At 67.4% G+C, this 21797-nt stretch carries 23 protein-coding genes; 16 read left to right on the top strand and 7 right to left on the bottom strand.

The genetic code is table 11. The features are described from left to right. Positions 1-195 precede the first annotated feature (195 nt). Positions 196-525, bottom strand: coding sequence for a thioredoxin (trxA, locus tag SSKA14_RS03975; protein WP_005411275.1), 330 nt, complete (start codon positions 523-525; stop codon positions 196-198). Between the two features lie 511 nt (positions 526-1036). Here trxA and rhlB point away from each other — a divergent pair. The 8 genes from rhlB to SSKA14_RS04015 all read left to right on the top strand — a co-directional run bounded on the left by rhlB (position 1037) and on the right by SSKA14_RS04015 (position 8115). Continuing rightward, positions 1037-2758 carry an ATP-dependent RNA helicase RhlB gene (rhlB, locus tag SSKA14_RS03980; protein ID WP_040006980.1) on the top strand — a complete coding sequence of 574 codons (1722 nt, stop codon included), beginning with the start codon at positions 1037-1039 and terminating at the stop codon, positions 2756-2758. Positions 2759-2891: 133 nt separating this feature from the next. Next, positions 2892-3578 (top strand): cell division ATP-binding protein FtsE, encoded by a 687-nt coding sequence (gene ftsE, locus SSKA14_RS03985; RefSeq protein ID WP_006473446.1) that lies wholly within the window; start codon positions 2892-2894, stop codon positions 3576-3578. Between the two features lie 3 nt (positions 3579-3581). Further along, on the top strand, positions 3582-4529 hold the full coding sequence (ftsX, locus tag SSKA14_RS03990) for a permease-like cell division protein FtsX (protein WP_008266959.1): 948 nt from the start codon (positions 3582-3584) through the stop codon (positions 4527-4529). A gap of 7 nt (positions 4530-4536) precedes the next feature. Beyond that, on the top strand, positions 4537-5379 hold the full coding sequence (locus SSKA14_RS03995) for a response regulator (protein ID WP_006473442.1): 843 nt from the start codon (positions 4537-4539) through the stop codon (positions 5377-5379). Further along, on the top strand, positions 5376-6089 hold the full coding sequence (gene ung / locus SSKA14_RS04000) for a uracil-DNA glycosylase (RefSeq protein ID WP_008266882.1): 714 nt from the start codon (positions 5376-5378) through the stop codon (positions 6087-6089). The genes SSKA14_RS03995 and ung overlap by 4 nt, the downstream gene beginning before the upstream one ends. 278 nt (positions 6090-6367) lie before the next feature. After that, positions 6368-7243, top strand: a complete 876-nt coding sequence (gene rpoH, locus SSKA14_RS04005; protein ID WP_006473441.1) for an RNA polymerase sigma factor RpoH — start codon at positions 6368-6370, stop codon at positions 7241-7243. A gap of 172 nt (positions 7244-7415) precedes the next feature. Continuing rightward, positions 7416-7799 (top strand): type II toxin-antitoxin system RelE/ParE family toxin, encoded by a 384-nt coding sequence (locus tag SSKA14_RS04010; protein WP_040009329.1) that lies wholly within the window; start codon positions 7416-7418, stop codon positions 7797-7799. After that, on the top strand, positions 7783-8115 hold the full coding sequence (locus SSKA14_RS04015) for a DNA-binding transcriptional regulator (protein ID WP_040006981.1): 333 nt from the start codon (positions 7783-7785) through the stop codon (positions 8113-8115). The genes SSKA14_RS04010 and SSKA14_RS04015 overlap by 17 nt, the downstream gene beginning before the upstream one ends. A gap of 85 nt (positions 8116-8200) precedes the next feature. On the opposite strand, the gene purD is transcribed toward SSKA14_RS04015, so the two are convergent. Genes purD through purH form a run of 3 tightly spaced genes read right to left on the bottom strand, consistent with a single transcriptional unit; the run spans position 8201 to position 12021 of the window. Then, on the bottom strand, positions 8201-9484 hold the full coding sequence (gene purD, locus SSKA14_RS04020) for a phosphoribosylamine--glycine ligase (RefSeq protein ID WP_008266284.1): 1284 nt from the start codon (positions 9482-9484) through the stop codon (positions 8201-8203). A 58-nt stretch (positions 9485-9542) separates the two neighbouring features. Beyond that, positions 9543-10421: a hypothetical protein gene (locus tag SSKA14_RS04025; protein WP_008266167.1), complete on the bottom strand. Its 879-nt coding sequence runs from the start codon at positions 10419-10421 to the stop codon at positions 9543-9545. Between the two features lie 16 nt (positions 10422-10437). Further along, entirely contained in the window at positions 10438-12021 is a 1584-nt protein-coding gene (gene purH / locus SSKA14_RS04030; RefSeq protein WP_008264804.1) for a bifunctional phosphoribosylaminoimidazolecarboxamide formyltransferase/IMP cyclohydrolase, read from the bottom strand. Between the two features lie 209 nt (positions 12022-12230). On the opposite strand from purH, the gene SSKA14_RS04035 reads away from it, so the two are divergent. Genes SSKA14_RS04035 through SSKA14_RS04060 form a run of 6 tightly spaced genes read left to right on the top strand, consistent with a single transcriptional unit; the run spans position 12231 to position 18044 of the window. Beyond that, positions 12231-12851 carry a CDP-alcohol phosphatidyltransferase family protein gene (locus SSKA14_RS04035; RefSeq protein WP_008267457.1) on the top strand — a complete coding sequence of 207 codons (621 nt, stop codon included), beginning with the start codon at positions 12231-12233 and terminating at the stop codon, positions 12849-12851. 38 nt (positions 12852-12889) lie between these two features. After that, the gene (locus SSKA14_RS04040) at positions 12890-14641 is read left to right on the top strand and encodes a bifunctional alpha/beta hydrolase/class I SAM-dependent methyltransferase (protein WP_008264941.1); all 1752 of its coding nucleotides are present in this window, start codon (positions 12890-12892) and stop codon (positions 14639-14641) included. Then, a complete protein-coding gene (locus SSKA14_RS04045) occupies positions 14641-15975 on the top strand; it encodes a phosphatase PAP2/dual specificity phosphatase family protein (RefSeq protein ID WP_008265292.1) in 1335 nt (444 codons plus the stop codon). The genes SSKA14_RS04040 and SSKA14_RS04045 overlap by 1 nt, the downstream gene beginning before the upstream one ends. Further along, complete coding sequence (locus SSKA14_RS04050; protein WP_008267537.1) at positions 15972-16409, top strand: hypothetical protein; 438 nt, start codon at positions 15972-15974, stop codon at positions 16407-16409. The genes SSKA14_RS04045 and SSKA14_RS04050 overlap by 4 nt, the downstream gene beginning before the upstream one ends. 13 nt (positions 16410-16422) lie before the next feature. Beyond that, entirely contained in the window at positions 16423-17052 is a 630-nt protein-coding gene (locus SSKA14_RS04055) for a lysophospholipid acyltransferase family protein (RefSeq protein ID WP_008266098.1), read from the top strand. Next, the gene (locus tag SSKA14_RS04060) at positions 17049-18044 is read left to right on the top strand and encodes a phosphatidate cytidylyltransferase (RefSeq protein ID WP_008268531.1); all 996 of its coding nucleotides are present in this window, start codon (positions 17049-17051) and stop codon (positions 18042-18044) included. Before SSKA14_RS04055 ends, SSKA14_RS04060 begins: the two co-directional genes overlap by 4 nt. 127 nt (positions 18045-18171) lie before the next feature. On the opposite strand, the gene fis is transcribed toward SSKA14_RS04060, so the two are convergent. The 3 genes from fis to prmA form a co-directional block, all read right to left on the bottom strand. Further along, the gene (gene fis / locus SSKA14_RS04065; protein WP_005419706.1) at positions 18172-18447 is read right to left on the bottom strand and encodes a DNA-binding transcriptional regulator Fis; all 276 of its coding nucleotides are present in this window, start codon (positions 18445-18447) and stop codon (positions 18172-18174) included. A gap of 115 nt (positions 18448-18562) precedes the next feature. Continuing rightward, entirely contained in the window at positions 18563-19333 is a 771-nt protein-coding gene (locus tag SSKA14_RS04070) for a DUF3426 domain-containing protein (RefSeq protein WP_008266771.1), read from the bottom strand. 42 nt (positions 19334-19375) lie between these two features. After that, entirely contained in the window at positions 19376-20296 is a 921-nt protein-coding gene (gene prmA, locus SSKA14_RS04075; protein ID WP_008268749.1) for a 50S ribosomal protein L11 methyltransferase, read from the bottom strand. A gap of 151 nt (positions 20297-20447) precedes the next feature. On the opposite strand from prmA, the gene SSKA14_RS04080 reads away from it, so the two are divergent. Next, complete coding sequence (locus SSKA14_RS04080; RefSeq protein ID WP_008264656.1) at positions 20448-21413, top strand: hypothetical protein; 966 nt, start codon at positions 20448-20450, stop codon at positions 21411-21413. Next, positions 21410-21784 (top strand): hypothetical protein, encoded by a 375-nt coding sequence (locus SSKA14_RS04085; RefSeq protein WP_040006982.1) that lies wholly within the window; start codon positions 21410-21412, stop codon positions 21782-21784. The genes SSKA14_RS04080 and SSKA14_RS04085 overlap by 4 nt, the downstream gene beginning before the upstream one ends. Positions 21785-21797 lie beyond the last annotated feature (13 nt).

Raw genomic sequence — 21797 nt, forward strand, 5'->3', positions numbered from 1 at the left:
CGGCTGGGGCGGCGAACGTTGGGAATGGGTCTGGAAGACACTGCGTCCAGAAGGTGCGGCACGCGAACGCGGCCGGATATGCCGACACTATCATCGGCCAGCGGCGCCGTGCAAGGGTCGCCGGGAACAGCATTCATCATGGGCGCGTGGCGCCCGCCGGCAGCCGCGGGCGGCGGCTGCCGGGGAACCACAGGATCAGGCCAGGGCCTTGTCCAGCAGGCCGGCCAGCTGGGCCTTGCCGACCGCACCGATCTGCTCGCCGACCTTTTCGCCGTCCTTGAACACGACCAGGTACGGAATCGAACGCACGTGGTACTTGGCGGCCAGCGCACGGTTGTGGTCGACGTTGACCTTGGCGATCTTGGCGCGGCCCTGGTAGGCATCGGCCAGTTCGTCCAGCGCCGGGGCGATCATCTTGCACGGGCCACACCACTCGGCCCAGAAATCGACCAGCACCGGTTCCTTGGAATTCAGCACTGCGCTATCAAAGTCGGCGTCGCCGACATGTACAACCTTGTCGCTCATCTTGGTTTCTCGTCTTGGATTGCACCCGGCCATGCCGGAGGTGGGTGAACTGGGCCATGCCCGGTGGCGCGACCCTCGTCGTTGCCTCGCGGCGCACTGCCGCGGTGCGTTCGGCGGAATGCCTGGACGCTCACGGCCGGCAGTGTACCCCTATCGCAGGGCAGGGACAGGCGCCGGCTGGAACCCAGCGTATCGTGATCGGTTCGATGCCTGGTATGTGTCGGATTTCACTGTCTTCCTGTACATGGGGCTGGCAGTGGGCGACACCAGCGACCCTGGCCAGGCCGTTCAAGTCCGGTGTGGCTGGGTGAAGGTACATCGTCTCTCGATCTATTGAGACTGCCCATTCCGGTTTGCCCGCCCGAGTGCGTTAAACTGGGGCATTGTGCGGCGCGCGGACCGGGTGGTCCCAGCCTGCCAACCCGCCGCAGGGGCCGCAGTTTGCGACGGTGCCCCTAGACGCTGAAGTGCCAGCCGCCCCACGGGCCGGCGGCCATACCAAGACGGACACATGAGCGACAAACCGCTGACCGATTTGACCTTCTCCTCCTTCGAGTTGCATCCGGCCCTGCAGGCCGGTCTTGAAGGAGCCGGATTCACCCGCTGCACGCCGATCCAGGCGCTGACCCTGCCCGTCGCGCTTCCCGGTGGTGATGTCGCCGGCCAGGCCCAGACCGGCACCGGCAAGACCCTGGCCTTCCTGGTCGCTGTCGTGAACCGCCTGCTGACCCGCCCGGCCCTGGCCGACCGCAAGCCGGAAGATCCGCGCGCGCTGATCCTTGCCCCGACCCGCGAACTGGCCATCCAGATCCACAAGGATGCGGTGAAGTTCGGTTCCGACCTCGGCCTGCGCTTCGCGCTGGTCTACGGCGGCGTGGATTACGACAAGCAGCGCGAACTGCTGCAGCAGGGCGTGGACGTGATCATCGCCACCCCGGGCCGCCTGATCGATTACGTCAAGCAGCACAAGGTGGTTTCGCTGCACGCCTGCGAGATCTGCGTGCTGGACGAAGCCGATCGCATGTTCGACCTGGGCTTCATCAAGGACATCCGCTTCCTGCTGCGCCGCATGCCCGAGCGCACCATCCGGCAGACCCTGCTGTTCAGCGCCACCCTCAGCCACCGCGTGCTGGAGCTGGCCTACGAGCACATGAACGAGCCGCAGAAGCTGGTGGTCGAAGCCGAGACCATCACCGCCGCGCGCGTGCGCCAGCGCATCTACTTCCCGGCCGACGACGAAAAGATCCCGCTGCTGCTGGGCCTGCTGTCGCGCAGCGAAGGCGCGCGCACCATGGTGTTCGTCAATACCAAGGTGTTCGTCGAACGCGTGGCCCGTTCGCTGGAAAAGGCCGGCTACCGTGTCGGCGTGCTGTCCGGCGACGTGCCGCAGAAGAAGCGCGAGAGCCTGCTCAACCGCTTCCAGAAGGGCCAGCTGGAAATCCTGGTGGCCACCGATGTGGCCGCGCGCGGCCTGCATATCGATGGCATCAAGTACGTCTACAACTACGACCTGCCGTTCGATGCCGAAGATTACGTGCACCGCATCGGCCGTACCGCGCGCCTGGGCGAAGAGGGTGATGCGATCAGCTTCGCCTGCGAGCGCTACGCCATGGGCCTGCCGGACATCGAGGCCTACATCGAGCAGAAGATTCCGTCCGAGCCGGTGACCAAGGAACTGTTGACCCCGCTGCCGCGCCCGGAGCGTCCGGCCCCGGCCGCTGGCGAGGAAGGCGAGGAGAACGAGAGCGTCGGCCAGATCTTCCGTGAAGCGCGCGAAGCCCGCGCCGCCGAGGAAGAGCGTCGTGGTGGTGGCCGTAGTGGCGGCCGCTCCGGCGGTGGTCGTGGCGAGCGTCGCGACGGTGAACGCAGCGGCGAGCGCCGTCCGCGTGGCCCGCGCAAGCCGCGCGTGGAAGGCGAGCAGGCGTCCGCCGCGCCGGTTGAAGGTGCCGAGGCCGCCGTGGCCCAGGCCCCGCGTCCGCCGCGCCCGCCGCGTGCCGAAGGCGCGCCGGAAGGGGCGGTGGAGGGCGAGCGCAAGCCGCGCAAGCGCCGCCGTCGTCGCCACGGCCGTCCGGTCGAGGGTGCCGAGGGTGTGCAGAACACCGCCGGCAATGGCGCCAGCCCGGTGACGCCGGTGCAGGTGGTGGCCAAGCCGGTGCGAACCGCCGCCGATACCGGCGATTCGTTCCTGACCCGCATCGGCCGCAAGATCCGCCGGATGCTGTCGGGCAGCTGATCGGCGCTGCCGATCAGCGGGTAGCGCCCGACCGTTGGTCGGGTGGCCCTTAAAGGTGGTGCCGGCCAGCGGCCGGCACGACCGATCATGTGGCCATCTCCACGTCGTCGCGCCGCTCCTGCATAATCGGGGCATGAGTGTCCTGCGCTTCGACAATGTCAGCAAACAGTACGCCGGTGGCCACGAGGCGCTGATCGATGTCAGCTTCGAGGTCGCGCCGGGCGAGATGCTGTTCGTCACCGGCCATTCCGGTGCGGGCAAAAGCACCCTGCTCAAGTTGATCCATCTCGACGAGCGGCCCAGCCGCGGCGCGGTGGTGTTCGACGAGCGCAACCTGCTGAAGGTGCGTGGCGGCGATGTGCCGCGCCACCGACGCGCGGTGGGGGCGGTCTACCAGGACCATCGCCTGCTGATGGACCGCTCGATCGCCGAGAACGTGGCGCTGCCGCTGATCCTGCGCGGCACCCGCCGCGGCGACATCAGCAAGCGCGTGCGCTCGGTGCTCGAGCGGATGGGCCTGGGCCATCGCGAGAAGGCGCTGCCCTCGCAGCTGTCGGCTGGCGAGCAGCAGCGCGTCGGCATCGCCCGCGCCATCGTCGGCGAGCCCAAACTGCTGGTGGCCGACGAGCCGACCGGCAACCTCGACCCGACCCTGGCGGCGGAGATCATGGCCCTGTTCGCCGAGCTGCCGTCGCGCGGCACCAGCGTGCTGGTGGTCAGCCATGACCTGCCGCTGCTGCGCCGCATGCGCAAGCGCGTGCTGATCCTCGACCACGGCCGGCTGGCGGACGACATCTCGCCGCAGGACCTGGCGGAGTAACGCATGGCGAAGAACGAAAACAGCGAAGCCGCCGCCCCCTCGCGGGTGGGCGTCTGGTTCCAGCACCACGTGCACAGCGTGGTGTTCAGCCTGGGCCGCGCCTGCCGCAAGCCGTGGGCGACCCTGCTGACGGTGATGGTCATGGCGCTGGCGCTGGCCCTGCCACTGGGCCTGTCGATCGCGCTGGACAACCTCAAGCAGTTCGCCGGCAGCGTGCAGCAGTCGCGCGATATCAATGTGTTCCTGAAGGGCAATGTCGATGGCCCCGGCGCGCTGCGCCTGGCCGGCCAGCTGCGCGACCGCGACGACGTCGCCGAAGTGAATGTGCGCACGCCCGAACAGGGCCTGCAAGAGCTGCGCGATGCCGGCCTGGGCGAGGCGATCGACGCGCTCAACGACAACCCGCTGCCCTCGTTGCTGGTGATCACCCCGGGCCAGGGCAAGGACGATGCGCGCCTGGCACGCGCGCTGGAAAGCCTGCCCGAGGCCGATCTGGTGCAGCACGACGCACTGTGGCGCCAGCGCCTGGATGCCTGGCTGGCGTTCGGGGCACGGCTGGTACAGGTGCTGTCGGTGCTGCTCGGCGCCGGCGCCGCGCTGGTGGTCGGCAACACCGTGCGCCTGGATATCCAGGCCCGCCGCGAAGAGATCGGCGTGTTGCAGCTGCTCGGTGCCAGTGACGGCTTCATCCGCCGCCCGTTCCTGTACCTGGGCGCCTGGTACGGCCTCGGTGCCGGTGCGGTGGCGCTGGCCCTGATCGCCGCCGCCGGTGCCGCGCTGCGCGTGCCGCTGGCCGAACTCTCGCGCAGCTACGGCAGCCCGTTCGTGCTGCACGGCCTGGATCTGCTGCATGGGGGCCTGGTCCTGCTCGGCACGCTGCTGCTGGGTTGGCTGGGCGCCTGGCTGGTCACCGGCCACTTCCTCCGCCAGACCCGTCCGACCGACACCTGAGACCGGCATGCAACCGCAAGCGCTGAAGCACCTTGATGGGCCCGCGACGCGGGTGATGGTGGTCGATGGCTCGAAGCTGGTGCGCAAGCTGATTGCCGACGTCCTGACCCGTGAGCTGCCGGGCGTGGAGGTGATCGGCTGCGACAGCATCGAGGATGCGCAGCAGGCGCTGGCGCAGGGCCCGGTGGACCTGGTGACCACGTCACTGACCCTGCGCGATGGGGATGGCCTGGCGCTGGCGCGGATGGTCCGCGACGCCGTGGGCCAGGCCTACGTGCCGGTGATCGTGGTGTCCGGCGACGCCCAGCAGCACCTGGAGCAGCGCCGCTTCACCGAATACGTCACCGACTATTTCGACAAGGCGCTGGGCCACGAGGCACTGGCGACCTTCATCCGCGGCTACGTGCAGCCGCAGACCATTCCCGGCGCGACCATCCTCTACATCGAGGACAGCCGTGTGGTGGCCGAGGCCACCAAGCGCATGCTCGAACGCCAGCAGTTGAACGTGCTGCACGTGGTCAGCGCCGAAGAGGCGTTCACCCTGCTCACTGCCGAGTCGCTGGGCCGCAGCCGCCACCGCATCGACCTGGTGCTGACCGACGTCACCCTGAAGGGCGAACTGAGCGGCCGCGACGTGGTGCAGCGCGTGCGCGTGGACTTCGGCTACGGCAAGCGTCGCCTGCCGGTGCTGGTGATGACCGGCGATGGCAATCCGCACAACCAGACCGGGCTGCTGCAGTCCGGTGCCAACGACCTGGTGCTCAAGCCGATCGAAGAGCGCCTTCTGGTCACCAAGGTGCTGTTCCAGCTGCGGCTGGCCCGATTGAACGATGGACCCCTGATTCGATGATGGATGAAGTAGCCGACACCCCGACGATCCAGCTGGAACCGAGCTGGAAGCAGCATGTCGGTGATTACCTGCTGCAGCCGCAGATGCGTGAGCTGTCCAGTTTCCTGCGCCAGCGCAAGGCGGGCGGTGCCTCGGTGTTCCCGCCCGGCCCGCAGATCTTCGCCGCGTTCGACGCCACGCCGTTCGAGCAGGTGAAGGTGGTCATCCTCGGCCAGGACCCGTATCACGGCCGTGGCCAGGCCCATGGCCTGAGCTTCTCGGTGGCGCCGGGCGTGCCGGTGCCGCCGTCGCTGCTGAACATCTACAAGGAGATCGAGAGCGATCTCGGCCTCCCGCGTCCCGACCATGGCTGCCTGATCCCCTGGGCGCAGCGCGGCGTGCTGCTGCTCAATGCGGTGCTGACGGTGGAAGAGGGCAAGGCCGGTGCGCACCAGGGCCGGGGTTGGGAAGGCTTCACCGATCACGTGGTGGATGTGCTCAACCGCGAACGCGAAGGCCTGGTGTTCATGCTCTGGGGGGCCTATGCGCAGCAGAAGGGCAAGGTCATCGACACCCGCCGCCACCGGGTGCTGAAGTCGCCGCATCCGTCGCCGTTGTCGGCCCACCGCGGCTTCCTCGGCTGCCGGCATTTCTCGATGGCCAACGAGTACCTGCAGCGCCGCGGCCAGGCTCCGATCGACTGGTCGCTGCCGCCACGTTCGGCGCTTTGAGCGCCCGCGGGCGGCTGGGCCTGAACATCGGGCAACGTCCCCGGCCCTGAATGGGCCTTCGGGGCGGCCCGTTCAGCTCCGCTTGACCGGATTCGGCCGCTTTCTGGTGAGTAATTGATTGAATTACAAGGGATTGTGAATCCCGAAAAGCATGCTCGCCACTGTCATCAAATCGCGCTACGGTAGGGCTCTGTTTGGGACCAGTGTTGCATCAATAGGATGCTGGAACTTTTTCCTCCTTTAGCAGTCCAAATCCCGGACTGCTAAGATGGGTGCCTATGAGCCAGAACACCTCTACTGCCCTTGTGGCAAACAATCTCCCGATTCCCAGTGCGCTCGGTTCGCTGGACGCCTACATCGGTGCCGTGCACCAGATCCCGGTGCTGTCGGTCGATGACGAACAGGACCTGGCCCGTCGCTTCCGCGACGGCAACGATCTGGACGCCGCCCGCGAGCTGGTGCATTCGCACCTGCGCTTCGTGGTGCACGTGGCCCGCGGCTACAACGGCTACGGCCTTGCGCTGGGCGACCTGATCCAGGAAGGCAACATCGGCCTGATGAAGGCGGTCAAGCGCTTCGACCCGGACATGGGCGTACGCCTGGTGTCCTTCGCCGTGCACTGGATCCGTGCCGAGATGCACGAGTTCATCCTGAAGAACTGGCGCATCGTGAAGGTCGCCACCACGAAGGCGCAGCGCAAGCTGTTCTTCAACCTGCGCAAGTCGAAGACGCGCCTGGGCTGGATGAACGCGGCTGAAGTCAGCGCCGTGGCCAAGGACCTGAACGTGTCCGAGCGTGAGGTCATGGAAATGGAATCGCGCCTGTCCGGTCGCGATATCGGTTTCGATGCACCGACCGACGAGGACAACGAACACGCGCCGCCGTCGCCGGCCGCGTTCCTGGTTGCCAATGACGAAGACCCGTCGATGGCCTACGAACGTGCTGACAGCGAAGACAACCAGATGCAGCTGCTGCGCGAAGGCCTGGCCGAGCTGGACGCCCGCTCGCGCGACATCATCCGCCGTCGCTGGCTGGATGCCGACAGCAAGGTGACGCTGCAGGAGCTGGCCGACGAATACGGCGTGTCGGCCGAGCGTATCCGCCAGGTCGAGGCGAACGCGCTGAAGAAGATGAAGGCGCTGTTCACCGCGTAAGGCGGGGTGGCGTTGGAATGCAGAAAGGCCCGGCAATGCCGGGCCTTTCTCGTTTGTGGGGCTCATCCACGCCATGCGTGGATGCCCTGACGCCAGGACGGTGATTGCGCCGACCGGGTCCTGCGCTGGATCCTGATGTTCACGCCGTACCACTGGGTGGCACGGTATGATCATGCCACGCGTTTTCCGCACCCGAAGTTTCAACCGCAGCATGCGCAGGACCGTGCTGTCTGACGCTGCCTTGTGTCAGTCGGTAAGGGAAATGGAAGCGGGTCTGGTGGATGCAGATCTTGGCGGAGGCCTCTTCAAGAAGCGCGTCGCGTTGCCGGGACGAGGAAAGCGCGGAAGCGTTCGAACCATCGTCGCAACACAGCGAGGCGGGCATTGGTTCTTTCTTTTCGGATATGAAAAGAACGAACGCGCCGCGATCACGAATGCGGAACGAGATGCACTGCAGTTGTATGCATCGGAGTTCCTGAAAATGAGTCCGGCACAGCTGAAGCGTGCCGTGGAGTACGGGGATCTACAGGAGATCTGCCATGGCAAAGGCCCCTGAGCGAAGGCGCGCAAAAAGTTTGCTGCTTGAGGCGGTGCACGATGCGGCCGTGAGTCTGCATGCGCACGGCTTCATCGACAAACGTCGGTTGAGCAGCTACGAGGCGCTGTGCCTTAGGCCTGTTCCCGAATACAGCAGTGCCCAGATCCGCGCGCTGCGTACATCGTTGCAGCTCAGCCAGCCAGTGTTTGCCGGGGTGCTGAACACCAGCGTCTCCACGGTGCGCAGTTGGGAGCAAGGCGAGAAGAAGCCCAGCGGGCCCTCACTGAAACTGCTGAACCTGATTGATCGGAAGGGACTCGAAGCAGTCCTGTAAAGCAAGGGCCCGGCATTGCCGGGCCCGTTCGTTTCGGCGCTATTCAATCCACGCCATGCGTGGATGTCCCGATGCCGTGACTGCCTCAGCCCTCGCGTGCGATCGCGCGCCAGCCGATGTCGTTGCGGTGGAACTCGTTGGCCCACGTCACCTTGGCCACGCCGGCATAGGCGTTGGCCTGCGCATCGCGCACGCTGTCGCCCAGCGCCGCCACGCACAGCACGCGACCGCCGGCACTGAGCACCTGGCCCTGTGCGTCCAGCGCGGTGCCGGCATGGAACACCTTGGCACTGGCCGGCACGTCGCCGAGGCCGGAAATCACGTCGCCGGTGATCGGCGATTCCGGGTACGGCCTGGCGGCCATCACCACGCCCAGCGACGGGCGCGCATCCCACTGTGCCTCGATCTGGTCCAGGCGGCCGTCGATGGCCGCTTCCACCAGCTCCACCAGGTCCGACTGCAGGCGCAACATCACCGGCTGGGTTTCCGGGTCGCCGAAGCGCACGTTGAACTCGATCACCTTCGGCGCGCCGCTGGCATCGATCATCAGGCCGGCATAGAGGAAGCCGGTGAACGGGATGCCGTCGGCGATCATGCCCTGCACGGTCGGGTTCACCACCTCGCGCATCACGCGTGCGTGTACCTCCGGGGTGACCACCGGGGCCGGCGAGTACGCGCCCATGCCGCCGGTATTCGGGCCGGTGTCGCCGTCGCCGACGCGCTTGTGGTCCTGCGAGGTGGCCATCGGCAGCGCATGCACGCCGTCCACCATCGAAATGAAGCTGGCCTCCTCGCCATCGAGGAATTCCTCGATGACCACGCGCGCACCGGCATCACCGAACGCGTTGCCCGAGAGCATGTCGCGCACGGCGTCTTCGGCTTCGGCCAGCGTCATTGCGACGATCACGCCCTTGCCGGCGGCCAGGCCATCGGCCTTGACCACGATCGGTGCGCCCTTCTCGCGGATATAGGCCAGCGCCGCGTCCACCTCGGTGTGCACGGCATAGAACGCGGTGGGGATGTTGTGGCGGGCCAGGAAATCCTTGGCGTAGGCCTTGCTGCCTTCCAGCTGCGCGGCGGCAGCGGTCGGCCCGAAGATGCGCAGGCCGGCGGCGCGGAAGCGGTCAACCACGCCGGCCACCAGCGGCACTTCCGGGCCGACCACGGTCAGCGCCACGCCTTCGGCCTGAGCCAGCGCGAGCAGGCCATCAATGTCGGTGACCTTCACCGCGACGTTGCGGCACTTGTCCTCGGTGGCGGTGCCGGCATTGCCGGGCGCCACGATCACTTCGGTGACACGGGAGGACTGGGCCAGCTTCCATGCCAGGGCGTGTTCGCGGCCGCCAGAGCCGATGACAAGGATGTTCATCACGAGATTCCAGATTGCGTGGGGAGGGAAGGTCGGTAGCCCCGGCGGCGTGCTTGGTTCACTCGCAGCCCTCGCGTCGCAGCGATTCGGGGAAGAAATAGGCCCAGGTCTTCGGGTCCAGGGTAAAGCGATGTTGCTGCCGGACCGGCTTGCCACCACAGGTGGTACCGGTTTCCTCGATCAGCAGCGGCCAGGTGCGCGCGCTGCGGTCACTGTCGTCGAAACGCAGTGCGAAATCGATGCTGAAGCGGCGGGTGCGGCAGTCTTCCGACGTTTCAGGATCGGTATTGGCGTCGACGTTGTCGCACTCGTACTGGGCATCATTGTCGATATGGCTGCGCACGCTGCCACTGGCGACCAGGCCGTTCGGGCCCGGCAGGACCAGCGACTGCGAGAGCAGCGAGAAGCCCTGGCCGAACCAACCGTCCTCGACACGGAAGCCATAGAAGTCGCTACCGGCGCGGATGATGCTGGCGGTGCCGGGTTGGCCGCCACTGCCGAAGCGCTCGCCGGTCAGTTCGCTGCTCACTTCGAAGCCCTCGCCCTTCGGGCGCAGCACGAAGAACTCGATGGTGCCCGGGTCGATGTGCGCACCATCGACCAGCGCACCGCACACGGCCAGCAGCTGTTGCCAGCTGTCACCGCTCACTACCGGTTGTTCCGCGCAGACCTGCCAGTCCACCGCATGGGTGTCGCCATCGTTGGTCCAGCTGCCGCGCCATTCACCAGAGAGCTTGGCGTTGCTGCCGTACCGCTGGGCCAGGAAAGCCTGCAGTCGTGCGGTGCGGCTGACGTGCTGTGCCGGTGAGGCGGGGGCGACCGCCGGCGCCTCCGCCTTCGGGCCCGCGCTGGGCTCGGCCGCAGGCTTGCAGCCCGTCAGTATGACCGCACCCGCGAGGGCGAGGGCGGCCAGCGATTTCATCGAAACTGCGGACATCCGTGTCGCTCCAGGATCAATGACGGAAGTGGCGCACGCCGGTGAACACCATGGCCAGGCCATGTTCGTCGGCGGCGGCGATCACTTCGGCATCGCGCATCGAACCGCCCGGCTGGATCACCGCCTTGATGCCGGCGGCCGCTGCGGCGTCGATGCCGTCGCGGAACGGGAAGAACGCGTCGGAGGCCATCACCGAGCCCTCGACCACCAGGTTCGCATCGGCGGCCTTGATCCCGGCGATGCGCGCCGAGTACACGCGGCTCATCTGGCCGGCACCCACGCCGATCGTGCGGTTGTCCTTGGCGTAGACGATCGCGTTGGACTTCACGAACTTGGCCACCTTCCAGGCGAACAGCAGGTCGGTGAACTGCTTGTCGGTCGGCGCCAGTTTGCTGACCACCTTCAGTTCATCACGGGTCATGCCGCGGTTGTCCGAGGACTGCAGCAGCAGGCCCGAGCCGACGCGCTTGCTGTCGAAGTTGTTCAGGCCATCGCCGTGCGGGATGCGCAGCACGCGCACGTTGGCCTTCTTCTGCGCGTATTCCAGCGCGGCCGGCTCGTAGTCCGGGGCAATCAGTACTTCGACGAACTGGCGGTCCAGGATCACCTTGGCGGTGGCGGCGTCCAGTGGCTTGTTGAAGGCGATGATGCCGCCGAAGGCGCTGGTCGGGTCGGTGGCGTAGGCCAGTTCGTAGGCATCGCCGTTGCCGGCACCGACGGCCACGCCGCACGGGTTGGCGTGCTTGACGATGACGCAGGCCGGCGCGTCGAACTGGCGAACGCATTCCCACGCCGCATCGGCATCGGCCAGGTTGTTGTAGCTCAGTTCCTTGCCCTGCAGCTGCTGGAACGTGGCCAGCGTGCCCGGCACCGGGTACAGGTCGCGGTAGAACGCGCCGCTCTGGTGCGGGTTCTCGCCGTAGCGCAGGTCCATCACCTTCACGAAAGTGGAGTTCATCTGCGCCGGGTATTCGGCACGGGCCGGCACGGCGGCGTCGGTGGCGGTGACGGCCGACAGGTAGTTGCTGATCGCCGCATCGTACTGGGCGACGCGGTTGAACGCGGCCACCGAGAACGCGAAGCGGGTGGCGGCGCTCAGCTGGCCGTCGTTGGCCTCCAGCGAGGCCAGCAGTTCGGCGTACTGCGACGGGTCGGTGGCCACCGCCACGCGGGGGAAGTTCTTGGCTGCCGAACGCAGCATCGCCGGGCCGCCGATGTCGATGTTCTCCACCGCGTCGGCGAGGGTGCAGTCGGCCTTGGCGGTGACCGACTCGAACGGATACAGGTTCAGCACCAGCAGGTCGATGGCGCCGATGCCGTGCTCGGCCATCACCGCATCATCCAGGCCGGAACGGCCGAGCAGGCCGCCGTGCACCATCGGGTGCAGGGTCTTGACCCGGCCGTCCATCATCTCCGGGAAGCCAGTGACGTCGGCCACGTCCTTCACGGCCAGGCCCGCATCGCGGATCGCCTTGGCGGTGCCGCCGGTGGACAACAGCTCCACGCCGCGTGCCGCCAGCGCAGTGGCCAGCTCGACCAGGCCGGTCTTGTCGGAAACGGAGAGGAGGGCCCGACGGACGGGCAACAGATCAGCAGTCATGGGACAGAATCGGCAGCGGAGCGGGGCCGATATTGTAGGCGGTGGGGGCCGGTGGCGCGCGCTGGCGGGCAAAATCGGCCGGCCCCGACGGCCCTGCGGCCGTCTTCCGCACACCCTGGGCCGGGGCGGCCTGCAAGCATTTCGATGGGGGGCGCTGCTGCAATCGGGTAGGCTGTGGCCGAACTGCCAAGGATCAGCGGGTTCGGATCATGTCGATCTATGCATTGAAGGGACGTTTCCAGGACCTGTTGCGTCCAGCCGTACGCGGCCTGTACCGCATGGGGGTCACCGCCAATGCGGTGACCGTAGCCGCCGCCGTGGTCTCGCTGCTGGTGGCCGCCGTGGTGTGGTGCTGTGCCCCGGCCCAGCCGCTGCTGTACCTGCTGCTGCCGCTGTGGATGCTGCTGCGCATGGCGCTCAACGCGGTGGACGGCATGCTGGCCCGCGAGTTCGGCCAGCAGTCGCGGCTGGGTGCCTATCTGAACGAACTGTGCGATGTGATTGCCGATGCCGCGCTGTACCTGAGCCTGCTCAGCGTGCCCGGTGTGCGCCCGGAAGTGCTGTGGCTGTTGGCCTGGACCGCGGCGCTGAGCGAGTACGCCGGCGTGCTGGGGCTGATGGCCGGTGCCAGCCGCCGCTATGACGGCCCGATGGGCAAGAGCGACCGTGCGTTCGTCGTCGGCGCGCTCGGGCTGCTGCTGGCATTCGGCTGGATCGGCGCGCCGGTGGTCAGTGGCGTGGCCTGGGCGATGTCGATCCTGTGCGTGATCACCCTCGGCCGCCGCGTTCGGCAGGGATTGAAGGAATCTGCGGCGGCGCCGCAGCGATAACACAACACGACTACACGCCATAGCCATAAGGAGATTGCATGCGTCAGGCGCAGGAACGCGAATTCCACAGTTTCGATCAGGTACCGCTGTTCTACCGGTACTGGGCGGCCACCACCGCAACGCCGGCCAGCAAGGCCATCGTGCTGCTGCATCGTGGCCACGAGCATTCCGGCCGGGTTACCCACCTGGTCGATGAGCTGGACCTGCCCGATACCGCCTTCTTCGCCTGGGACGCGCGCGGTAACGGCCGCTCCCCGGGTGCGCGCGGCGATGCACCGGGCTTCCCGGCGCTGGTACGCGACCTGGACAGCTTCATCGCCCACATCGGTGCCGAGCACGGCATCGCGGTGGAAAACATCGTGGTGATCGCGCAGAGCGTGGGCGCGGTGGTCGCCGCCACCTGGGTACATGGCTATGCGCCGCGCCTGCGTGCGCTGGTGATGGCCTCGCCGGCGTTCAAGGTGAAGCTGTACGTGCCGTTTGCACGCCCGGGCCTGGCGTTGATGCAGAAGCTGCGCGGCAACTTCTTCGTCAACAGCTACGTCAAGCCGCAATGGCTGACCCACGACCCGGCGCGGGTGGAAAGCTACCGCACCGATCCGCTGATCACCCGGCCGATCTCGGTGCGCGTGCTGCTGGGCCTGTACGAGGCTGCCGACCGCATCGTGGCCGATGCGCAGGCGATCAGCGTGCCGGTGCAGCTGCTGGTCTCCGGCTCGGATTTCGTCGTGCACCGTGGTCCGCAGGACCGCTTCTACGAACGCCTGTCCAGCCCGGTCAAGGAGCGCGTGCACCTGCCGGGCTTCTTCCACGACACCCTGGGTGAGCGCGATCGGGCGCCTGCGCTGGCACGCATCCGCAGCTTCATCCAAGCGCGCTTCGCCGAACCGCTGCGCGAGCTGTCACGGCGCGATGCACACCGCCACGGACCGACGTTCGAAGAATCGGAAGTCCTGGCGTGGCCACCGGAGCGCAACAGCCTGGCCGACCTGCGCTGGCGCGTGGTGCGCGGTGGCCTGCGCTTCGGTGGCACGCTGTCCGAAGGCATCGCGCTGGGCCTGCAGACCGGTTTCGATTCGGGCAGCACGCTTGACTACATCTACCGCGACGAAGCCCGTGGCAAGGGCCCGCTGGGGCGCATGGTCGATCGCAACTATCTGGATGCGATCGGCTGGCGCGGCATCCGCGTGCGTGGCCAGCACCTGCAGGAACTGCTGCGCGATGCTGCCCAGCGCCTGCGCGGGCAGGGCACACCGGTACGCGTGCTGGACGTGGCTGCCGGCCATGGCCGCTACGTGCTGGAGGCACTCGGCCAGGGCGAACAGCGTGCCGATCGCATCGTGCTGCGCGACTTCAGCGATCTGAATGTGAACCAGGGCCAGGCACTGATCGAACGGCTCGGGGCGGCCGACATCGCGCGCTTCGAGCAGGGCGATGCGTTCGATCCGGCGCAGCTGGCCAGGGTGGACCCGGCGCCGACGCTGGCGGTGGTCTCGGGCCTGTACGAACTGTTCCCCGACAACGACGCGGTACTGCGCTCGCTGCAGGGCATCGCCGCGACGGTGCCGGTGGGCGGCTACCTGGCCTATACCGGCCAGCCCTGGCACCCGCAGCTGGAGTTCATCGCCCGCGCGCTGACCAGCCACCGCGGCGGCGCGGCGTGGGTGATGCGGCGTCGTACCCAGCAGGAGATGGACGAGCTGGTACGCCTGGCCGGGTTCGAGAAAGTGGCGCAGCGCATCGACGACTTCGGCATCTTCACCGTGTCGCTGGCGCGCCGGACGGCGTGATGGCGACGCTCGCCGCCAGCCCACTGGTTGCAGAGGGACGCCCCTGGCGGCGCGCCCTGCTGTGGCTGGCCCTGCTGGGCCCGTTCTTCTTCGCCAGCTACGGCTTCGCCAACTGGATGGCCAGCCGCCATTCGGCGCTGCCGATGATGGCATTCACCTGGGAAACGCGCATTCCGTTCGTGCCGTGGACGATCGTGCCGTACTGGTCGATCGATCTGTTCTATGCGATCTCGTTCTTCCTGTGCCGGCAACGACTGGAACTGGACCGGCACGCGCTGCGGCTGTTCAGTGCGCAGGTCATCGCGGTGGCGTGTTTCCTGCTGTGGCCGCTGCGCTTCAGCTTTGAACGGCCGGAGATCGGCGGTGTGTTCGGCTGGCTGTTCGATGTGCTGCTGGGCTTCGACAAGCCGTTCAACCAGGCGCCGTCGCTGCACATCGTGCTGCTGATCGTGCTGTGGGTGAAGTTCGCGCAGTACCTGCACGGTGCCTGGCGCTGGGTGCTGCATGGGTGGGCACTGCTGATCGGCGTTTCGGTGCTGACCACGTTCCAGCACCATTTCATCGACATTCCGACCGGCCTGCTGGTCGGCTGGCTGTGCGTCTGGCTGTGGCCGGAGCAGGGCACGCCGCCGCTGCGCGCCTGGTGCACTGCGCGCGACCCGAAGCGCTGGCGCTTGGCGCTGTTCTATCTGCTTGGGGCGGCGGCCCTGCTGCTGCCGGTGGTGCTGCTGCGCGGCGCAGCGCTGTGGCTGTTGTGGCCGGTGGTATCGTTGCTGCTGGTGGCACTGGCCTACGCAGGGCTGGGCACGGCCGTGTTCCAGAAGCGCGCCGACGGGCGCCTGACGATGGCGGCGCGCGGGTTGCTGGCACCGTATCTGGGCGCGGCCTGGATCAACTCACGGGTGTGGACGCGCCGTGCGCCGCAGCCGGTCCCGGTGATGGACGGCGTGTGGTTGGGGCGCATCCCCAGCGCCTCGTTGCTGCCGCCGCTGCGGGGCGTGGTGGACGTCTGTGCCGAATTGTCCTGCCGTGCGCCGGGCGCGGCGTATGCCCGCGTGCCGATGCTGGACCTGGTGGTGCCCACGCCGCCCCAGCTGCGCGAGGCGGCCGAGGCGATCGAGCGGCTGCGTGCGCAGGGGCCGCTGCTCGTGTGCTGTGCGCTGGGCTATTCGCGCAGTGCCGCCAGCGTTGCGACGTGGCTGCTGCGCAGTGGTCGTGCCACCGATGTCGACGCTGCGGTGGCGATCGTGCGCACCGCACGACCGTCGATCGTCCTGCATGACCTTCATCTACAGGCCATCGCGGCGGCCGCCGCACCGGAGAGCACTGCATGAGCAACGCTGCCGATCTGCCGATGATGCACCTGCTGCTGCGCCAGGGCCGCCTGCCTGCCGTGCTGTCACTGGGCCTGCTGCTGGTGGCGCTGCTGTTGCTGGGTAGTGAGCCGGGGCTGGCGATGATCGCTGCCGGCCTGCTGCTGTTGAGCGTGGTGATCGGCGGGGTGCAGATGTACTACGCGGTGCGCGTGCAGCTTGATGCCAGCCTGCTGCAGTTGCTGCTGCGCGAACACCTGCAGGGGGATGCGGCCGCCGAACGGATGGATACCGCGTTGCATACCGCTGGCCTGCGCCGCCGTGATGCGCAGGCGCCGATGCGTGGCTGGGAGGCGCGCTGGATTGGCATGCGCCGCCTGCTGGTGCGCCAGTACATGGCCACCCTGTTGCAGTTTTCGGTGCTGCTGCTGGCGGTGCTGTGGCCGCAGACGTGAACGGGAGGAACCGATGTTCGCCGAACTGATTGCCCGCGCCTGCAGTGGCGCGATCCATGTGGTAACCGGCGCACGTGCGCTGTGGATCGGCTGTGCACCATCCAGTGAGCACCGCGTCTATTACGGCAACCACGCCAGCCATGGCGATTTCGTGCTGATCTGGTCGTCGATGCCACCGGCCCTGCGTCGCCAGGTGCGCCCGGTGGCGGCGGCCGAGTACTGGCAGGGCGATGCCCTGCGCCGCTACCTGATCGATGCGGTGTTCAACGGCGTGCTGGTCGAGCGCGAGGCCGGGCATCGCCAGCAGGACCCGTTGCAGGTGCTGCGCGAAGCGGTCGATGAAGGGTGTTCGCTGATCCTGTTCCCGGAGGGCACGCGCAATGTCGGCGATGAACCGCTGCTGCCGTTCAAGAGCGGTATCTACCACCTGGCGCGGCAACGCCCGGAACTGGAGTTCGTACCGGTGTGGATCGACAACCTGAAGCGGGTGATGCCCAAAGGCCGGTTCCTGCCGTTGCCGCTGCTGTGCACGGCCACCTTCGGTGCGCCGTTGCGGCTGCAGGCGGATGAGGACAAGACCGCCTTCCTGGCCCGTAGCCGTCAGGCGCTGCTGGACCTGGCACCGAATGGAGGCCGCGCATGAGTTTCGTGCTGGATGTCTCCGGCGATCTGGCAACGCAGAGCGTAGGCCAGCAGACCGGCCTGCTGTTTGCCGGTGTCGGCGCGGTGCTGGTGCTGGCCACACTGGTGGCCGAGACCCTGCGCTGGCGCCAGCGCGGGCAGCCCAGCGCGGTGATCGCCAACCTGGTCTCGCGCATCCGCGCGTGGTGGGTGATGGCGATCGTGGTCGGGTTGGCGCTGTTCTTCGGCCGTGCCGGGGTGATCGTGCTGTTCGCGATCATCTCGCTGTTCGCGCTCCGCGAGTTCATCACCCTGGCGCCGACCCGCTCGGGCGATTACTACGCGCTGTTGGCCGCGTTCTACATCGTCCTGCCGTGGCAGTACTACCTGGTGTGGATCGACTGGTACGGCATGTACACGCTGCTGATTCCGGTCTACGCGTTCCTGTTCCTGCCGATCCTGTCGACCATCGGTGGCGACACCACCCACTACCTGGAGCGCACGGCGAAGGTGCAGTGGGGGTTGATGATCTGCGTGTTCTGCATTTCGCACGTTCCGCTGCTGCTGAACCTGCAGGTGCCGGGGCATGACCCGTCGCGCAACGTGCTGTTGTTTGCCTTCCTGGTGATCGTGGTGCAGTCCTCGGACGTGCTGCAGTACATCTGGGGCAAGCTGCTGGGCAGGCACCTGATCGCACCGAAGCTGTCGCCGTCGAAGACGGTGGAGGGCTTCGTGGGGGGCGTGCTGAGTGCCAGCGCGCTGGGCGCGGCGCTGTGGTGGATCACGCCATTCACGCCACTGCAGGCCTTCGGCCTGTCGCTGCTGATCAACCTGATGGGGTTCTGGGGTGGCCTGGTGATGTCGGCGATCAAGCGCGACCGCGGCATCAAGGACTGGGGCCACATGATCGAGGGCCACGGCGGCATGCTCGACCGCTTGGATTCGGTGTGCTTCGCCGCGCCGGTGTTCTTCCATGTGGTGCGGTACTACTGGAAGGCGGGCGGCGGCGGTTGATTCCGGGAGGACGCCATCCACGCATGGCGTGGATCTACCGGTAGTGCCGGCCGCTGGCCGGCAACTGCAACATCCTGCCATCGTTCATGGGGTTGCCGGCCAGCGGCCGGCACTACCCCTGTGGCGCTTACGCGCTGATGCCGTATTCCTTCAGCTTCTTGCGCAGGGTGGCACGGTGGATGCCCAGCATCGCTGCGGCGCGGCTCTGGTTGCCTTCGCAGTGGTTGAGCACTTCCACGAACAACGGGATCTCCATCTCGCGCAGCACGATCTCGTAGACATCGTCCGCGTCGCAGCCATCGAGATCACGCAGGTAGCGGCGCACGGACTGGGCGACGTGTTCACGCAGCGGTGGCCGGGGAGCGCCACGACTGTTGTCAGGACGAGAAAGGACAGCGTTCAAGGGGGTTCCCGATTCGGTTGGCCCGTGCGCGCGGAGCGCGCGGCCGGACGAGGTGGTGGCGGTCAGTCTAGCGCGAGCGTGCTCGACCTGCCACGGCTGGGCGTCTTCAGCCCGGTCAGAGGAAGTCGAAGGTGAATGCGACAGTGGATGCGGCGGGCTCCTGTACACGGAACGCGACGCGTGCGCTTTGACCCGGCTCCAGCGGTGCCGTGCCGGGGGCCTCGCCCAGGTACTGCGCGGGGGTGAACACCCCGCTGCCGATCACCCGGCCATCGGCATCGGACAGGGACAAGCGGAGGTCCGGCCAGGCCTGTGCCCAACGCGCGTCGTTGCGAATGCTGGCCTGTACCTGCAGCACGCCGGCCTGTCCGGGCAGCGGGCGGATCTCGCGGCTGGTCATGGTGAACGCGGTGGGTTCACGCCAGGGCGGCAGGCTGCAGTGGAGAACGCCGCAGAGGGGGCCCAGCCATGCGCGGTTGCCGGCGTCGGCGGCCAGGCGCGCGCGGTCGGCCAGTACGCTCTGCAGCACCAGCAGCAGCGCCAGCCCGGCCACCAGCAGCCAGTGCCAGCGCGGTGCCGGCAGGGCGCGCGGTCGGGTGTTGCCGAGGAAACCGGGGACATCACCGGCAAGCGGTGTTGCCGACACTGCAACCGGCGCCGGTTCGAAGGGCGTGGGGTCCTGCACGATGACACTGTCATCATCGTGTTGCCTCTCTGCCGCCGGCGGTTGCGTCGGTTCGACGGGCTCGGCCGGAAGTTGCACCGTGGGCGCTGCAGGCGCGGCGGCGTCCTGCATGCGCGCATCGGTCGCAGGCGTGGCTTCACCCGCCGGCGCAGTGCGCAGGAAGGTGGCCAGGGGGCGGCGCGGCGGGTTCGGCTCGGACATGCTCAGGGCGCGGGCTCGGATCCAGCAGTCATTCAACCACGATCAGGCGCGGCGCACGCCGGTGATGCGCATCCAGTCGCCATCCTGGGTGGCCTGCAGGTCGTCGAACCACGCGGCGTAGCGCTGCAGCAGCTCGCCTTCCTGTCCATGCAGGATGCCGGACAGCGCGATCCGGCCGCCGGCGGCGACGCGCGTGGCCAGCAGCTCGGCCAGTGCATCCAGTGCCGAGGCGAGGATGTTGGCGACCACGATCGGATAGGTCGCGACCGGTTCGTCCTGCGGCAGGTAGACCTGCATGCGTGCCTGCTCGCCATTGCGCTCTGCGTTGTCGGCGGTGGCGACCAGCGCCTGCGGATCGTTGTCCACGCCAATGGCCTCAGCAGCGCCCAGCTTCAGCGCGGCCAGCGCGAGGATGCCCGAGCCACAACCGAAGTCGAGCACGCGCTGGCCCTGCAGCTGGCCGTCCACGGCCAACTGATCCAGCCAGCGCAGGCACAATGCCGTGGTCGGGTGGGTGCCCGAGCCGAACGCCAGGCCCGGGTCCAGCCGCACTACGGCGGCGTCGGCGGCCTGTGCGGCGTCCGGCAGCTCATGGTTCCACGGCACGATCCAGGTACGGTTGCCGAAATCCATCGGCTGGAACTGGTCCAGCCAGGCGCGTTCCCAGTCTTCATCCTCCACCGCGCGGAAGCTGCCGCCGCTCCAGTCCAGCTCCGGATCGAAGGCTTCCAGTGCGGCCAGCAGCAACAGCGCGTTGCTGTCGGCGGGGAACAGTGCGCTCAGTACCAGGGTGTCCCACAGCGGGGTCTCGCCCACGCCCGGTTCGAGAATGGCCTGCTCGTTGCTGGTATCGGCTTCGGCATCGAGCAGGGTGACAGCCAGTGCGCCGACATCTTCAAGCGCGTTTTCATAGCGGGGCTGTGTGGCTTCGGTGCAGCGCAGAGTCAGTTCCAGGAACGGCATGGCGGTGGGGGCAATCGCGGGAAAGAGCGCCATGCTAGACCATCAAGGCGTCTCCGTATGCCTTGAGATGAACGAAGCCGGTTCAGACAGGGCTGTCGGGCCTTGCTAAACTGTGTGCTTTCCTGTGCGCCCTGACGCCTCAACGCCGCCGATGGCCTTCGCTCCGACCCTGAAAACCTGGTTGCTCGTGCTGCCGGCGGTGGCCGTGCTGGGCGTGGTCGGGTATCGGGCCAGCGGCCACGTTTCCGCGGTGCCGATGCCGTCGGAGCTGCCGTCGGCGCTGTCGGCGGACACCACCAGCACGCCGATGCCGGTGGTGCCCGAGGCACTTGCGCGCCGCCTGTCGACCCTTGAACGAGGCAACGCGCTGCCGTCGGGGCTGCCGCTGGATCTGCGCGCCGACTTCGAGGAGGCCACCGATCTTTACGCCTATGCGCAGCGTCTGCGCGTGCAGGCCGATGACGGCAATCATGAAGCGCGCTGGATGCTGAGCCGGGTCTACGACTACTGCGCGCAGTACGCGCTTGATCCGGGTGGCTATCGCCTGGACAACAACGTGCTGGCCGGACTGGGGCTGACCGCTGCGCCGGCGATGGTGCAGGCACGCGAACGTGTCGCGCAGCGCTGCGGTGGTTTCGTGCCGGGCGACAAGCTGGGCGCCGCGCGGGTGTTGGCCGAGCGGCGCAAGGCGGCTGCACACGGCAACCTGGCCGCAGAGGCATCGTTGTTCGCCGAAGGGGAGCCGCTGCATGACAGCCCCGAGTACCGCCGTGACCTGGTCGAGCGGGTGCGTGCGTCGCGCGACCCGGAGGCCTTCATGGCCATTGCTCCGGGGATGGGCACACGGGCGGCGGGGGATCGCGCGATTGCCGACCAGGTGGCCGGTGAGCCACTCAGTGAACTTGCATGGCGGGTTGCGGCCTGTGAACTCGGTCTACCTTGTGGTGCGGACAGCGTACTGGTGAACAGTTTTTGTGCGAACGGAGGGATCTGTTCGCAGGATGGAGCGCAGGATTTCCGGGATTTCGTGTATGACGCTGCGGTCTCGCGGCAAGGTTCGGGGAAGATGAAGCAGTGGATCAAGCGATTGGTTGGGAAGAAGAGAGGCGGTCAATGAACTATCGTCGACTCCTGCATGGGGCCAAATTCTGGTTCTGGGTGGCGTTGTTCGTGGCTTACTCGGCGGGTGCGGTCGGTCTGTTGATGATCGATACCTACGAGGATCGCTACCGGCATCTGTCAAAAGTGGAACTGACCACGGTAAAGGCGCAGGAAGACGTTCGCCGCGCCGGTGCCAGCCAGGTCGCGGCGGTCTATCGCGCGCAGAGCGGGATGCCGTTCGCCTCACTGCCGGCCGGCAGCACCTTCCAGGTGGTCTGGCCCGATGGTTCCACCGAAACCATGGTGATCGTCGACCCGAGTTCGCCCAATGGCGTTCGCCCACTGGCGAACACGCAGATTCCGGCCGCAGTGGCCGACAAGCGCTGAACCTGTTTGTGTA

It is taken from the genome of Stenotrophomonas sp. SKA14 (assembly GCF_000158575.1).
Taxonomy (GTDB): domain Bacteria; phylum Pseudomonadota; class Gammaproteobacteria; order Xanthomonadales; family Xanthomonadaceae; genus Stenotrophomonas; species Stenotrophomonas forensis.